14 protein-coding genes are annotated in these 13,892 nt (G+C 63.7%); 7 read left to right on the forward strand and 7 right to left on the reverse strand.

Translation table 11 applies throughout. The features are described 5' to 3' along the window. Positions 1-159: 159 nt before the first annotated feature. On the forward strand, positions 160-999 hold the full coding sequence (gene nudC, locus CLU94_RS14630) for an NAD(+) diphosphatase (protein ID WP_099668320.1): 840 nt from the start codon (positions 160-162) through the stop codon (positions 997-999). A gap of 74 nt (positions 1,000-1,073) precedes the next feature. Continuing rightward, the gene (gene folE, locus CLU94_RS14635) at positions 1,074-1,637 is read left to right on the forward strand and encodes a GTP cyclohydrolase I FolE (RefSeq protein WP_099666133.1); all 564 of its coding nucleotides are present in this window, start codon (positions 1,074-1,076) and stop codon (positions 1,635-1,637) included. A gap of 57 nt (positions 1,638-1,694) precedes the next feature. Here the strand turns inward: folE and CLU94_RS14640 are convergent, their stop codons facing one another. Beyond that, positions 1,695-2,513 carry an AraC family transcriptional regulator gene (locus tag CLU94_RS14640; RefSeq protein ID WP_099666134.1) on the reverse strand — a complete coding sequence of 273 codons (819 nt, stop codon included), beginning with the start codon at positions 2,511-2,513 and terminating at the stop codon, positions 1,695-1,697. A 194-nt stretch (positions 2,514-2,707) separates the two neighbouring features. On the opposite strand from CLU94_RS14640, the gene CLU94_RS14645 reads away from it, so the two are divergent. Then, a complete protein-coding gene (locus CLU94_RS14645) occupies positions 2,708-3,145 on the forward strand; it encodes a hypothetical protein (protein WP_099666135.1) in 438 nt (145 codons plus the stop codon). On the opposite strand, the gene CLU94_RS14650 is transcribed toward CLU94_RS14645, so the two are convergent. Together CLU94_RS14650 and CLU94_RS14655 are read right to left on the reverse strand one after the other, a co-directional pair. Beyond that, a complete protein-coding gene (locus CLU94_RS14650; protein WP_046683244.1) occupies positions 3,139-3,504 on the reverse strand; it encodes a hypothetical protein in 366 nt (121 codons plus the stop codon). The genes CLU94_RS14645 and CLU94_RS14650 overlap by 7 nt on opposite strands. Positions 3,505-3,577: 73 nt before the next feature. Then, positions 3,578-4,006 carry an EamA family transporter gene (locus CLU94_RS14655; protein ID WP_218965295.1) on the reverse strand — a complete coding sequence of 143 codons (429 nt, stop codon included), beginning with the start codon at positions 4,004-4,006 and terminating at the stop codon, positions 3,578-3,580. Between the two features lie 288 nt (positions 4,007-4,294). On the opposite strand from CLU94_RS14655, the gene CLU94_RS14660 reads away from it, so the two are divergent. After that, a complete protein-coding gene (locus CLU94_RS14660; RefSeq protein WP_099666136.1) occupies positions 4,295-5,941 on the forward strand; it encodes a methyl-accepting chemotaxis protein in 1,647 nt (548 codons plus the stop codon). Positions 5,942-5,957: 16 nt separating this feature from the next. Here the strand turns inward: CLU94_RS14660 and CLU94_RS14665 are convergent, their stop codons facing one another. After that, complete coding sequence (locus CLU94_RS14665) at positions 5,958-6,383, reverse strand: hypothetical protein (protein ID WP_099666137.1); 426 nt, start codon at positions 6,381-6,383, stop codon at positions 5,958-5,960. 188 nt (positions 6,384-6,571) lie between these two features. On the opposite strand from CLU94_RS14665, the gene CLU94_RS14670 reads away from it, so the two are divergent. Continuing rightward, a complete protein-coding gene (locus CLU94_RS14670) occupies positions 6,572-7,270 on the forward strand; it encodes a glutathione binding-like protein (protein ID WP_099666138.1) in 699 nt (232 codons plus the stop codon). A gap of 7 nt (positions 7,271-7,277) precedes the next feature. Here the strand turns inward: CLU94_RS14670 and uraH are convergent, their stop codons facing one another. Both uraH and CLU94_RS14680 read right to left on the reverse strand, forming a co-directional pair. Continuing rightward, positions 7,278-7,688 carry a hydroxyisourate hydrolase gene (uraH, locus tag CLU94_RS14675; protein WP_099666139.1) on the reverse strand — a complete coding sequence of 137 codons (411 nt, stop codon included), beginning with the start codon at positions 7,686-7,688 and terminating at the stop codon, positions 7,278-7,280. An 11-nt stretch (positions 7,689-7,699) separates the two neighbouring features. Continuing rightward, positions 7,700-8,194: a GlcG/HbpS family heme-binding protein gene (locus CLU94_RS14680; RefSeq protein ID WP_099666140.1), complete on the reverse strand. Its 495-nt coding sequence runs from the start codon at positions 8,192-8,194 to the stop codon at positions 7,700-7,702. A gap of 138 nt (positions 8,195-8,332) precedes the next feature. Between CLU94_RS14680 and CLU94_RS14685 the strand changes: the two genes are divergently transcribed. Further along, positions 8,333-9,043 carry a heavy metal response regulator transcription factor gene (locus CLU94_RS14685; RefSeq protein WP_099666141.1) on the forward strand — a complete coding sequence of 237 codons (711 nt, stop codon included), beginning with the start codon at positions 8,333-8,335 and terminating at the stop codon, positions 9,041-9,043. Continuing rightward, positions 9,040-10,449, forward strand: coding sequence for a heavy metal sensor histidine kinase (locus CLU94_RS14690; protein ID WP_099666142.1), 1,410 nt, complete (start codon positions 9,040-9,042; stop codon positions 10,447-10,449). The genes CLU94_RS14685 and CLU94_RS14690 overlap by 4 nt, the downstream gene beginning before the upstream one ends. 96 nt (positions 10,450-10,545) lie before the next feature. Here the strand turns inward: CLU94_RS14690 and CLU94_RS14695 are convergent, their stop codons facing one another. Beyond that, entirely contained in the window at positions 10,546-13,884 is a 3,339-nt protein-coding gene (locus CLU94_RS14695) for a DEAD/DEAH box helicase (protein ID WP_257218817.1), read from the reverse strand. Positions 13,885-13,892 lie beyond the last annotated feature (8 nt).

Consider the following 13,892-nt stretch of genomic DNA (forward strand, 5'->3'; position numbering starts at 1 on the left):
GAATCGTTATCAGTCTCGTTTACGCAACGGATTGGGTGTGCCGTAAAAAAAACACTGTCATGGCCCATGAATGCTTGCTTTGCTGCATGGCCGCTGCTACGCGCGCAGGCGTCCGGCAGCGGGAGTATGATGAGCAACCTTTACAAATTTCCGCCAAGCATGCTGCAGACACCCGATGCCTTCGTCCCCCTGATCGATGTTCCCGAACCGGCCCCGGCGGCAGCCGACACGCTCACCTTCGTCTTTCACCGCGGGCGTTTATTGTTGCGTACCCCCGAGCTGACCCTGCCCACTGCCGCCGAGGCGGCCACGCTCGATATCGACCTGAGCCGCGCCCAGCCCGTGGGCTTGTGGCAGGGCCGCTATTGCCAGACCGTCTGGACGGATGACGATGCCTTGCCCGCCAACGGCCCCCTGGCCTGGCACGGCATGCGCTCGCTGTTCCATGCCGTCGACGATGCTTTCCTGGGCCTGGCCAGCCGCGCCGCGCAGCTGGCCGAGTGGGCGCGCACGCACCGTCATTGCGGCGTGTGCGCCACGCCCATGCAGCGCACGCGCGGCGAACGCTGTTTCACCTGCGCCGCCTGCGGCATGCTTGCGTATCCGCGCATTTCGCCCGCCATGATGGTACTCATCCGCAAGGGCGAGCAAGTGCTGCTGGCCATGCACAAGCATTCGCCATCGCAGCGTTTCAGTCCCCTGGCCGGTTTCCTGGAGGCGGGCGAATCGATCGAGGAAGCCGTGCACCGGGAAGTGATGGAAGAGGTGGGCTTGCGCGTGCATAACCTGCAGTACTTCATGAGCCAATCCTGGCCGTTTCCCCATTCGCTGATGATCGCGTTTACGGCCGATTACCTCGATGGCGAGATCCGCCTCGACGAGAACGAGATCGCCGAGGCGCGCTGGTTCGGCCCCGGCGATGCCTGGCCGGAAGCGAGTTCCAGCGTGTCGATTTCCGCGCTGCTGGTGCAGGCGCACCGCCCGCCGGCAGTGCCGTAAAGCGGGGGCTGCTCAGGCAGCTTGCCGCATTTTCTATATACTGGCGGCAATTGCAAATTTTAGGGTGGTTTAGCATGTCTCAAGAATTCTCCGAAAACGACTGGCGCCGGCTCATCAGCAGCTTTGGTGAAGATCCGCAGCGTCCTGGCTTGCTGGAAACGCCGGCGCGCGTGGCAAAAGCCTGGAAACATTGGACCTCCGGCTATGGCCAGGACCCGGTCGATTTGCTGAAAGCCTTTGAGGATGGCGCGGAACAGTACAACGAGCTGATCGTCGTGCGCGGCATCCCCGTCTACAGCCATTGCGAACACCATCTGGCGCCGTTCTTCGGCAAGGCCACCATCGGCTACGTGCCCAACGGCAAGATCGTCGGCCTGTCGAAACTGACGCGCCTCGTCGATTGCTTCTCCAAGCGCCTGCAAGTGCAGGAACGCATGACGATGCAGATCGCCAATGCCTTGATGGAAGTGCTGGAACCGAAGTCGGTGGGCGTGGTCGTACGCTGCCGCCACCTGTGCATGGAAAGCCGCGGCATCCGCACGCCGGGCGAAGAAACCATCACCTCGGCCATGCTGGGCGAGATGCAGCCGAACCTGGCGCTGCGCACGGAGTTCCTGGCACTGGCGCGCGAAGTATGATGATTTAAGCGATGATGCAGGACGAAGGCGGCATATGCCGCCTTTTTTTATGCGTTTTTATATTCTCCTGGATTCCCGTTCCGCCAGGTAGCGGGCCGGCGGCTTGCCCACTGCCTTGCGGAACATGGTGACAAAACCGCTGGTATTTTCATAGCCGAGTTCCAGCGCCACCGCTTTCACGCTGCGCCCTTGCGCCAGCCGTTGCAAGGCCAGGATGACGTGCAATTGCCGGCGCCAGCGGCCCACGCTCATGCCCATTTCCTCCAGGGATTGCCGGGTCATGCTGCGCTCGCTCATGCCGATGCGGCTGGCCCACTCGGCCAGCGTGCGTTTATCGGCAGGCTGCGCCAGCAGCAGGGCGGCCAGGCGGCGCAGCCGCGCATCGCGCGGCATCGGCAAATGCAAGTCTTCCACGGGTGCGGCCGCCAGTTCATCGAGCAGGGTGAGCACCAGGCGTTCCTGCGCGCCCTGCAGCGCGGCCAGGGTGGGAAAACCGGCCGCCTTGGTGATCAGTTCGCGCAGCAATGGCGAGACGGCCACGGTGCAGCAGACGGCGGGCAAGGCCGGTGCCATGCCCGGCTCGACAAACAGGCAATAACATTGCGCCTCGCCCACGCCCTGCGCCGCGTGCATCAGGCCGCCCGGTATCCATACGGCGCACTGGGGCGGCACGATCCACACGCCGCTTTCCACCTCGCAATGAATCACGCCACGCGTGGCATACAGCAGCTGTCCCTTGCGGTGCTGGTGCGGCGCCTGTTCCGCATCCTCGGGCACGCTGGCCAGGCCCACGGCCAGCAAGGGACGCAGCACGCCATCGACATCGAAATCGAGGATGGAGGCGTCGTCGTCCAGGCCCAGGCGGGCCGTCAGCATGCTGGGCAAGAGGGGATGGGGCATGGGAAGACTTTGGCTGGATTGAATAATATTGTGGCTATTTTATGCAATGACGCGCAGCACTGCCAACGCTATCGTATAGGCATCCGCAGCCCCGCTTCCACGGCAACCGCCGCCGCCAGTGTTCTGATGAAGGTGAGGAGGAACGGCAACCCCCTTGAAGGAGTCATCCCATGCAACTCGATTTTTCCACATTCCCCCTCGTCTGGATGCGCCGCGACGGCGCGGCAGGTACCCAGGCCGATGTGCTGTTTGCCCAGTTCGACGCGCTGCTGGCGCGCCGGCAGGCGTTTGTCATCCTCAGCGAGGAAGGCTTTGATGAAGACGGGCATGAACACCCGCAGGCGGAGCGCAAGCGCGCATCGCTGTGGATGAAGCAGAACAAGGCCGCCATCCGCGCGTATATCCAGGGCATGGTGTTGATCGAACCGAGCGCCGCCAAGCGCCTGGCAGGCAAGGCATTTGCCGTTCTATTTGGCAAGTTCTGGGGCTATCCCTTGCATTTCGGCACCAGCCGCGACGACGCGCTCGACATCGCCCAGCATTTGCTCAGGGTGTGGCTGCCGCCGCAACTGCCGCCGGGCGGCGGCAGCACGGCTGCGCATCAGTAGCGGTAGTCATTAATAAAATGCTTGGTGAAGTTGTACTTGCTGCCGCCGTCGAGCAAGTCGACCAGGCGTTTCGGCGCCGAGGCCGACATGAAGGCGTCGGCCGCGCCGCCCGTGCTGCGGAACTTCATGCCGGGGCTGAGGATCTGGTTGGCGCCGATCTTCAGGTGCTGGAAGCTTTTCGTTTTTTCATTGTTGAGGATGAAGTGCAATTCCTGCTTGAACGTCAGGAAGGGGATCTTCAGCCACCAGCCTTCGTCCGTGCCATAGCTGGCGACGCTGGCAAAGTGCGTGTTCTTGTCCGTCAGGGTGGGTTTGCCCAGGCGGTCGTTGATGCGTTTCATGGCTTCATTCTTGGTCATGCTGTTCTTTCGTGATTCGATCTATGCGGCGTGCATTCTGACACAGGCGCGCCGCCGCGTGCCGTGGAATGCGTCACAGTAGCAAAATCAGCGAGCCGAGCACGATCAAGCCGCCACCGAGAGCCCCTTTCAGCGTGAACGGTTCGCCCAGCACCAGCCAGCCGGCCAGCATCACCAGCGCCACGCTGAGCTTGTCGACGGGCGCCACCAGCGAGACGGGCCCCAGCTGCAGCGCGCGGAAATAGCATAGCCACGACAAGCCCGTGGCCACGCCCGAGGCGATCAGGCAGGTCCAGCCCACCCAGTTGCCGCCGGCGGGGCGCTGCCATTCCGCGCGCAGCGAGATGATGGCCGCCGTCACCAGCAGGATGACGCCCGTGCGTATCAAGGTGGCCATGTTGCTGTTCAGGTGGGCCACGCCCAGCTTGCCCAGGATGGCCGTCAGGGCCGCGAACACGGCCGACAGGATGGCAAAGCCTTGCCAGCTCATGGTGGTGGACATGGAACTCCTTGCGCGGTGGGGAATGGGAGTGACTGTAGCGCAAAAGAACGGCGGCCGCTGGCCCCAATTTTATTGCAATGCACCATTAATTCTCATCAATTGTCGCAACGCATTAACAACACTGGGCAAAATTCATTGCTTCCCGGCATTGTAAATATCGGTCGTTCGAGCGTATGCTGAAGCAGTCTGAACGGTGCCGCCAGAGCACCGTCGCCGCCGCATTCCTGGCCAGCCGAGCTGGAAGCGGGCCACGCCCCTTCGCCGCAAATAGATAGTTGGAGACACAGCATGAAGAAATTGACGTTCCAGCAAAAGTTATGGATTCCCCTGATTTGCAGCCTGTTGTGCATCACCGTTATTTTTGTCTATAACGCCCTGGAAGTGCGCAAGATCCGCATCGAAGAACGCAGTGCCGACCTGAGCAATGCCGCCGACCTGGGCCTGGGCGCCGTCAAGATGTTCGGCGACCTGGCCGCCAGCGGCGCCCTGACGAAGGAAGAAGCGCAGAAGCAGGCTACGGCCGTCATCAAGAGCATGCGTTTCGGCGAGACCGGTTATTTGTCCATTATCAACCTCGATGCCGTCGTCGTGATGAATCCTGCCGCGCCGCAAACGAACGGCAAGAACATGTCGGATTTTAAAGATGCCAACGGTACTTATCTGTACCGCGACATCGTTACCGTCGGCAAGAGCGATGCGGGCAAGGGCTTCGTCCACTATTATTTCCCCCGTCCCGGCCAGAAAACCCCCGAACCGAAGATGAGCCGCGTGGTGGCCTACAAGCCATGGTCCTGGACCCTGGTGGTGGGCGTGTACATGGATGATATCGATGCGGCCTTCCGCCAGTCGCTGCTCACCTCGCTGGGCGTGCTGGTACTGGTATGCGGCTTGCTGGCGGCCGTCGTCGTCGTGATCAACCGCAGCCTGCGCCATGCGCTGGGCGGCGATCCCGAGTATGCGGCCGACGTGGCGGAAAAGATCGCGAATAACGATTTGAGCGGCGTCGTGCGCACGCATGCCAATGACCGCCACAGCGTGCTGTACGCGATGAAAACCATGCAGACCAACCTGGTCGATGCGATCAGCGAAATCCGCCACAGCGCCGAGACGATCGCCACGGCATCGAGCGAGATTGCCAGCGGCAATATGGACTTGTCGGCGCGCACGGAAATGCAAGCCAGTTCGCTGGAAGAAACGGCCGCCTCGATGGAGGAATTGACGTCGACCGTGACGCAGAACGCGGGCAACGCCGTGCAGGCGAATGAACTGGCGCAGTCCGCTTCCGCCGTGGCGCGCCAGGGCGGCGCCGTGGTGGCGCAAGTGATCGGCACCATGGATACCATCAACGCTTCGTCGCGCAAGATCGTCGACATCATCGGCGTCATCGACGGCATCGCCTTCCAGACGAATATCCTGGCCTTGAACGCGGCCGTGGAAGCGGCGCGCGCGGGCGAACAGGGACGCGGCTTTGCCGTCGTGGCGTCGGAAGTGCGCAACCTGGCGCAACGCTCGGCCGGCGCGGCGAAGGAAATCAAGGAGCTGATCGGCGCTTCTGTTGACAGCATCGCGGCCGGCAGTACCCTCGTCGCACAGGCGGGCACGACCATGGACCAGGTGGTCGCTTCCGTCTCGCGCGTGACCGACATCATGGCCGACATCACGGCCGCCTCGCACGAGCAAAGCACGGGCATCGGCCATGTCAACCAGGCAATCACGGAGATGGATAGCGTGACGCAGCAAAATGCGGCACTGGTGGAAGAGGCGGCGGCAGCGGCGTCGAGCATGCAAGACCAGGCGGCCGTGCTGGCGCAACTGGTGGCGCGCTTCAAGCTGTCGGCGCAGGAATCGGGGACGGCGCCGCGCCTGGCGGCAAGCTCGGCTGGCGCGCCACGCGTCGTGGCGAAAAAGCCGCTGCGCAGCCTGGCGGCGCGCTAGGGGTTTCGTTCAGGACTTACTGGGCTGGCGCCGCCGCTTGCGGCGCCGGTTCGAATTCCAGCTTGTCATCGACGACTACGAATTGCCCGATCGGCTGGCCCAGGTCGGCTTTCGGGTCGTTTTCCATTTCCGTCAGCTCATTGCAGGTATTCGTTTCCGCCTGCCACAGCTGCTTGCCCATGCGGATATGCCATATGCCGTCGCCGGCCGCAAACAGCTCGACGGTGATGTCGGCCGGCGCATCCGTCGACAGGGTATGCAGGCGCTGGCATTGCGGCAAATTGGTCGCCATCAGCTGCACTTCCACCGTATCTTGCCAAAAATAACGTTGCTGGCGGCGCACGGTCAGGGAATGGTCTTGCCCATCGAACATGTAGATGGCGAAGTCCTGGACACAGCCTGACAGCAGGACGGACAGCGTGACGATCAGGAGTTTGCGCATGGTCGGCTTTCTTTGTTTGTGCTCTGGAATGTGGGGATGCCTGCGTGACGGCGCGAGTGGGCGCTTGCCTCGCTTGGGCGCCGTCTTGTTTTTCGCTTACGTGGCATTATATCCATGCATATCAGTTGCGGCGCGACAATAGTGATGCGGAGGCCGCCTGCCCTACTTATCTACCTGGAAAGACCACGATGATCGACCTGTATTACTGGACCACGCCCAACGGGCACAAAGTGACGATGTTCCTGGAAGAAGCGGGCATCCCCTACAACATTATTCCCGTGCATATCGGCAAGGGCGAACAGTTCCAGCCCGAGTTTCTCGCCATCGCGCCGAACAACCGCATCCCCGCCATCGTCGACCAGGCGCCGGCAGATGGCGGCGCACCGCTGTCCCTGTTCGAGTCGGGCGCCATTTTGCAATACCTGGCCGAGAAAAGCGGGCAATTCCTGCCGGACGACGTGCGGGGACGCGCCGAAGTCATGCAGTGGCTGTTCTGGCAAATGGGCGGCCTTGGCCCCATGGCCGGGCAAAACCACCATTTCGTGCAATATGCGCCGGAACCCATCGAATACGCCATCACGCGCTACGTGAATGAAACGAACCGGCTGTACGGCGTGCTGAACAAGCGCCTGGCGGACCGTACATTCGTGGCCGGCGACAACTATTCCATCGCCGACATGGCGATCTACCCGTGGATCGTGCCGCACGCCCGCCAGCGCCAAAAGCTGGAAGATTTCCCGCACCTGGCGCGCTGGTTCGCGGCCATCGCCGCCCGTCCCGCCACCGTGCGCGCTTATGCGCGGGCGGCCGAAATCAATGTGCAGCCCACCGTCAGCGGCGACGCGAAAAGCGTGCTGTTCGGACAGACGGCGAAGACGGTGGCGTGATCGACGGTCAGTTTCCCCGGTAAGTGGAAAAACCGAAAGGACTGAGCAGCAAGGGAATGTGATAGTGCTGGTCGGTCTTTTCCACGTGAAATTGCACGGGGATTTCCGGGAAAAAAGTTTCCTGTTTCAGGCGCGCATAGTGCTCGCCTGTCTTAAACACGATGCGGTAATCGCCCGCCTGCATGGGCATATCGGCCGGATACATGGCCGCGATGCGCCCCTGCGCATTCGTCACGGCGCTGCTCAATTGCTTCCAGTCATCTCCCTTCTTGTGCTCCAGGGTCACCGTCACGCCCGCCGTCGGCTGGCCGCTTTGCAGGTCGAGGATGTGCACGCTCAAGGGATTGGCGGCGGCCAGGGCCGTGCTGGACAGGCTGGCGAAGGCCAGGGCGGCGGTGATTTTTTTCAGACAAGTCATCGTTGTTACTTTCAAGGTGGGGGGGAATCGAGTTCAGGGAGGGCGGCCAGCGCCGCCTGGGCGCAGGCACGGTCTTGCAGGGCGCCACCGCCACCGGCGACGCCGATGGCGCCAACCACCTGCCCCTGTGCCATCAATGGCAAGCCGCCGCCCAGCAGCAACAGCTCCGGCACGGTGGTCAAATTGCTCATGTCCGGATTGTTGCGGGCCGCCGCGGCCAGCGTGTAAGTGTCGCTTTTGGTGGACAAGGCCGTGTACGCCTTGCGCCGGCTGGCTTCCGTGTTGTGCGGCCCGACGCCGTCGGCGCGCTGCACGGCGACGACATTCCCGCCATGGTCCAGTATGGTGACGACGATATGCCGGCCCTGCGCCTGGCACGCGGCCATGGCCGCGCTGGCCAGCTTGTTGGCCGCCGCCAGCGACAGGTCATTGATGCTGCGCAATTGCGCGTGGGCGGGACTGGCCAGCAGGCACAGCAGGGTACTGCCGGATAACAGGGTTTTCATGTGGCGTCCAGGGAATCAAGTGACGCCAGTATGGCCAGGCTTGCCCTACGGGAAGATGATCGCCGCATGACATTTTTATCATCCGCGGCGGCGTGCGTGCGGCGTAAAATGGTTTCATATTCCCATTAGAAAGCCGCCATGCGCATCCTGGTCATTGAAGACGAACCGAAGACGGGCGACTACCTGTTGCGCGGCCTGGCCGAGTCCGGTTTCACGGTGAGCCTGGCGCGCAACGGCCGCGACGGCCTGCACATGGCCGGCAGCGAGGCGCCCGATCTGATCGTGCTCGACGTCATGCTGCCCATCATGGATGGCTGGCAAGTCTTGCGCGCGCTGCGGCTGCAGGAGGGCGGCGCCGATGTGCCCGTGATTTTCCTCACGGCGCGCGACGAGGTGCAGGACCGCGTGAAAGGGCTGGAACTGGGCGCCGACGATTACCTGGTGAAACCGTTTGCCTTTGCCGAACTGGTGGCGCGCATCCGCACCCTGTTGCGCCGGGGCCCGCCGCGCGAAGACGACGTGATCCGCATCGGCGACATGGAAATCGATGTGATGAAACGCAAGGTCAGCCGGCAAGGCCAGCGCATCACCCTGACGGCCAAGGAATTCGGCTTGCTGCACCTGCTGGCGCGGCGCCAGGGCGAAGTGCTGTCGCGCTCCATCATCGCCTCGCAAGTGTGGGACATCAATTTCGAGAGCGACACCAACGTCATCGATGCGGCCATCCGCCGCCTGCGCAGCAAGCTCGACGACCCCTTCGAACCCAAGCTGATCCACACCTTGCGGGGCATGGGCTATGTCTGCGAATTGCGCGCGCCGACCGTACCCGACAACGGCGCCAGCGCATGAAATTCTCGCAACTGCGCCGCTCGCTGACCCTGCGCGTCACGCTCGTGTTCGTGTTGATCGTGGCGCTCGTGTCGGCCGGGCTGGGCATGCATCTGTACCGTTCATTTGTGGCGGAAATCGAGCGCCGCGACGACTTTTTATTGCTGGGAAAACTGCGGCAAATCCAGCAACTGCTGGGCAATGCGGGCACCCTGGACATCATCCGCGAACGGCCCCAGTATTTCCGCGACACCATGAGCGGGCAAGAGAATTCCCTGGTGCGCATCGTGCGCGCCGATGGCACGCGTTTGATCGATGTCAACCCGCACGGCGAGACAGTGGCGCATGCTGTTCCCGTGGCCGTCGATGTCCCCGTGACGGCGGGTGACATCGTCAGCTGGATCAGCCGCGACGGCTATCCGGCCAGGGTCGTGGCGGCCAGCGCGCGCATCGGCGATCCCGCGCAGATGGCCGACATTTCCGTCGCCCGGGTCTATGGCGATCGCACGGCCATGTTTGCCGCCTACCGCTGGCAGATCGTCGTATCGGTGGCCGTCAGCGCGCTGGTGGCGGCCTTGCTGGCCAGCGTGATGTTGTTGCGGGGATTGCGGCCGCTGCGCAATATCGCCGCGCATGCGGCCCTCGTACGGCCGGGCAAGCTGGAGCAGCAACTCGATGCGCGCGGGGCACCGACGGAGCTCTTGCCCTTGATCCAGGCGCTGAACGCCATGTTGGCGCGGCTGCAGGAAGGCTATGCGCGGCTGTCGCAGTTTTCCGCCGATCTCGCGCATGAATTCCGCACGCCCGTCACCAATCTGCTGGGGCAAAGCCAGGTGATGCTGGCCCGCCCCCGCAGTGCGCACGAGTATGAACAGCTGGTGTCGTCGAATGTGGAAGAGCTGGAGCGGCTGTCGCGCATGATCGACAGCATGCTGTTCCTGGCACGGGCGCAGCAGGATGAAATGGTGCTCGTCAAGCAAGTCTTGCCCGTGCAGGACGAGTTTTTAAGGCTGGCTGATTTCTTTGAAGGCTTGGCCGAAGAGCGCGAGCTGGCGCTGGCTTGCCACGGCAGCGGCGCGGTGACGGCCGAGCCGCAACTGCTGCGCCGCGCGCTGGGCAATTTGCTGTCGAACGCCATCCGCCATGCGGCGCCCGGCAGCACGATACTGCTGCGTTCGCACGCGACGAACGAGGGTGTGGAATTGAGCGTGAGCAACCTCGGTCCCGCCATCCCCGCGCGCCACCTGCCGCACCTGTTCGAGCGCTTCTACCGCGCCGATCCGGCCCGTAGCGATTCGGCCGCTTCCACAGGCTTAGGGTTGGCCATCGTCACGGCCATCATGCAGTTGCATGGCGGCAGCGCGAGCGTGGCGTCCGACGCGGCCGCCACGACGTTTACCCTTGTTTTCCCCGTTGAGAACGCCTGATAAAACCGTAGCGAGCACAAGAGAGGTTCGGCTCCCCCGAGGCAGTGAGCATCGGAGGCGGCAAATCGCGATGCGCAGCAGCTTTGCTCAGGTGTTCTACCCCATTTCCACCAAAAACTCATGCATGCCCGTATGCGGCAACTGCGCGCAGGCGGGCGCAAAGTGCGGCAATTGCCCCCACAGCAGTGGGTTGCCGACGATGTACACATGGTGTTGCGCGCGCGTCAGGGCCACGTTGAGCAGGTTCGGCGTAGCCGCCGCCCATTGCGCGGCGCCGGCCGTGCTGTCGTCGGCGCCGAGGACCAGCATCACCACGCTTTGTTCCTTGCCCTGGAAGGTGTGCACGGTGCCCACCATCTGGCTGCTCCACTGGCGCAATTCACGCGCCGTCGGCGCCTTGCCATAGCCGAGGCGGCGGTCCCAGTCCATATCGACGATGCGCGAACGCAATTCGTTGCGCACGGCCTTGAACGGCGTGATCACATACATGTCCGGCAGCTTGCCGTCGCGGCGGTACAGCTTCAACAGTACTTCCAGCACGAAATCGAGCTGCACGGGTACCACCTGCCTGTAGCTGACGGGGCCGACGGCGTCGATCCAGCAGCTGGAGCCACGCGTGAGGCCCCGCGCGCCGGCCGGCGGCGTGCGCTCGGCCAGCCCGTAGACCATCTTGTCTTCGTAGGCGATGCTGTTGGCCAGCGAAAACATCGGTTCCACGCAGCGGCGGTGCACGCGCAGGGGGCTGCCTATCCACAGCGGCTGTGCGCTGCCGGCGCCGACGACGGCGCCATAACGGTTGGCCTTGTCGGCCAGGGTCTGCACGGACACGGACGTTGGCGCATAGCTGCCATCGCGCGTGTGCGGCGACAGGGCGGATAAGGTTTGCACGAGGCGGCCCGGCACCGTGAACACGGGTTCGATCTGCAGCGGGTCGCCCACGACGACAGCGCGCTTGGCGCGCCACAGGCTGCCCAGCGCCGCTTGCGGCACGGCCTGGCCCGCTTCATCGATGAACAGCCAGCCCAGCGATTCGGGACCCATGCCCTGGAACTGGCGCGCGAACGAGGCAAACGTGGTCGACACGACGGGCACCACCATGAACAGGCTGTGCCACACCATGGCGATGTGCGACTGGTCGTAGGCGCGCTTGTTTTTCAGCAATTTGGAAACGGCCAGCAAGTTGCCGCCGAAGCCGGGTCCGCCCTTCTTCGCCACCTCGGCCAGCCACGCCTCGTGCAGGGCCAGGGCCTTGGCGAACAGGCGCGAGCGCAGGCGCGCCAGGGCCGGTTCATGCCACAGGCCGCCAATTTGCAGGGCGTCGCCGTCCAGCTCGTCCAGGGTGGCCGGCGCGAGGATGGTGGGGAAGCGCATGCGCGCGCGGCGCAGCAGTTCCGTGCTGTCATCCCATTCGCGCTGGCGCGACTGCGCCGTGCGCAGGGCGATGTGCAAGCTGTTGCGGGCGCGCTCGCAGCGCGGCTCCAGTTCGCCTTTCAGCAGCAGCTTGATGGCGGACACGTCGCGCGCGGCCTGGCGTTGCGCTTCGGCGTTGGCCACGACGGCATCCTTGTAGGCGCGCGCCGGGGCCGTGCGGAACAGGCGGGCAAAGAAACCGGGCTGCGTCAGCGCCACCAGGCGTTCCTCTTCCAGCAAATCCTTCTTGCTGGCGAGCAAGGTGTCCTGCTGCGCCAGCGCGCCTGACAGGGCGCCGTTGGCCGCATCCATTTCTTGTTCCGCGGCAATCAGCGCGTGCTGGCTGGCCTCGATGAAATCGGCTTCCGTGCACGTGCCCACGGCTTGCCACAGGGCAGCATATTGGGCGTGCTCGGCCAGGGCCTTTTCCACCACGTGTTCCGTCTCGCGAAATTCGCGCGCGGCCTGGGCGAAGCTCACGCCCTGGTAGCTGGCCAGCCACTGGCGGATATTCTGCGCGTTCGGCGTCTTGCGCGCCGTGCTCTTGTCCCAGTCGTCGTCATAGAAATTGCTGACGAAGCGGCGGCGGTTCGCGCTGTTGCCCAGCGCACAGGACATCAAACCCCAGGGCGCTTCCGCCTCGCCCAAGGCGCGGTTGGCGCCATTGCCGTCCGCCACGACCCGGCGCGCCACGCTTTCAAAGTAGCGCGTGCGCGCCCATTCCTTGCCCAGTTGCTTGGGTTTAGGTAAATCGCCGGAAATGTTTTCCACGGCCGCATTGTTCGACGAGGCGACGACCATTTCAAAGCCCGTCAGTTCCGGGCGCAAGCGGGCAATCGTGATGGGGTCGCGCACGCCTTCGAAGGCGACGGCCACCTTGCCGATGAAGGCGTCGCCGGCGCGGTCCAGGCAAGACAGCACGGCGGCGCGGCGCACGATGTTGTCAGCGAACAATTCACGCGACAAGGTCGTCTTCCCCGTGCCGGGCGGGCCATTGACGGAAAAGATGCCCCGTTCGTGCAAGCCCGTGCGCGCGCCATGGATGGCGAACTGCTGCATCAGGCTCATGGCGTAGCTGGCGTCTTCCAGCCAGTGCCCGCGGTTCATGTTGGCCGGATTGAGCATGGCGGCCAGCGCCTGGCGTCCGGCCGGGCTGTACAGGTCGATGCGTTCATCCTGCGCCAGCGGCGTCAAATAGGCGGCGACCGTCGCGGGCAGCTTGCCGCCACGCAAGGCGCGGATGATCTGTTCCAGGTCGTCCAGGTAAAAACTGTTGAGGATATCGATCGAGGGTTCCACCGCGTCGCCGAAGTCCAGCGTGCGGTTCTGGCTGGCCTCCAGCGTATCGGCGTCCGTCGCGGCCACGCGTTTCTTGCGCGTGCGCAATTCCAGCACGGCCAGCGGCTGGCCGGCGGACGGGCGGAAACCGGCCCAGTCCATCAGCAGGTCGGCCAGCGCGGCGATTTCCATGCCGGACAGGGGCGACGAGACATTGCCCGCCTCGTCCGTCACGGGCTGCGGCGCGCGGCTGGCCGCGAAGTTGCGCAGGCTGTCTTGCAGCGCCAGCTGGCTGTCGCTGAAGGCGTCCAGGCTCAGGCCGGACCAGTCCGGCGTGCGGGCACGGCCCAGGGCCCACGGCAAGGTCGACACGGAGACGGGATCGAACTGCGGCTCGCCCAGCGCATTGAGGTTCAGGCGGGCAAAGCAAGAGCGTCCCAGCAGCTCTGTTTTTTCTGTTTCGGCAATGTTTTCCGGGCCGTTGGCCGGCGGACAAGCCTTGTTGATTTCGGCCTTGTCGAACACGCCGAGGAACAGCGAGAAGCCGTCGATCTCGCGGTCGGACGGCACTTGCCATTGCGTGGCGAACTGCGGCGGCAATTGCGCCAGCTGTTCGCGCTGCAGGAGGCGCACGGTGGACGGGTCTTCAACGTCCGTGATTTGATTCAGGTCAAACGGGATAAAGAATTCGATCTTGTGCCAATACTCCAGGATAGCCAGGAGGCGCTGCTGTTCTGCCTGATTCATGATGACCA

Origin of the sequence: Janthinobacterium sp. 13 (genome assembly GCF_002749695.1) — a bacterium.
Lineage (GTDB): Bacteria > Pseudomonadota > Gammaproteobacteria > Burkholderiales > Burkholderiaceae_D > Janthinobacterium > Janthinobacterium kumbetense.

Coding starts and splice junctions, on each gene's coding strand:
- CLU94_RS14640 (WP_099666134.1), bottom strand. CDS start 2,513: ATGCTGACGGCCCGCCTGGGCCTGGACGACGACGCCTCCATCCTCGAT.
- CLU94_RS14645 (WP_099666135.1), top strand. CDS start 2,708: ATGCAACTCGATTTTTCCACATTCCCCCTCGTCTGGATGCGCCGCGAC.
- CLU94_RS14655 (WP_218965295.1), bottom strand. CDS start 4,006: ATGTCCACCACCATGAGCTGGCAAGGCTTTGCCATCCTGTCGGCCGTG.
- uraH (WP_099666139.1), bottom strand. CDS start 7,688: ATGACTTGTCTGAAAAAAATCACCGCCGCCCTGGCCTTCGCCAGCCTG.
- nudC (WP_099668320.1), top strand. CDS start 160: ATGCTGCAGACACCCGATGCCTTCGTCCCCCTGATCGATGTTCCCGAA.
- CLU94_RS14680 (WP_099666140.1), bottom strand. CDS start 8,194: ATGAAAACCCTGTTATCCGGCAGTACCCTGCTGTGCCTGCTGGCCAGT.
- CLU94_RS14685 (WP_099666141.1), top strand. CDS start 8,333: ATGCGCATCCTGGTCATTGAAGACGAACCGAAGACGGGCGACTACCTG.
- CLU94_RS14695 (WP_257218817.1), bottom strand. CDS start 13,884: ATGAATCAGGCAGAACAGCAGCGCCTCCTGGCTATCCTGGAGTATTGG.
- CLU94_RS14660 (WP_099666136.1), top strand. CDS start 4,295: ATGAAGAAATTGACGTTCCAGCAAAAGTTATGGATTCCCCTGATTTGC.
- CLU94_RS14665 (WP_099666137.1), bottom strand. CDS start 6,383: ATGCGCAAACTCCTGATCGTCACGCTGTCCGTCCTGCTGTCAGGCTGT.
- CLU94_RS14670 (WP_099666138.1), top strand. CDS start 6,572: ATGATCGACCTGTATTACTGGACCACGCCCAACGGGCACAAAGTGACG.
- folE (WP_099666133.1), top strand. CDS start 1,074: ATGTCTCAAGAATTCTCCGAAAACGACTGGCGCCGGCTCATCAGCAGC.
- CLU94_RS14690 (WP_099666142.1), top strand. CDS start 9,040: ATGAAATTCTCGCAACTGCGCCGCTCGCTGACCCTGCGCGTCACGCTC.
- CLU94_RS14650 (WP_046683244.1), bottom strand. CDS start 3,504: ATGACCAAGAATGAAGCCATGAAACGCATCAACGACCGCCTGGGCAAA.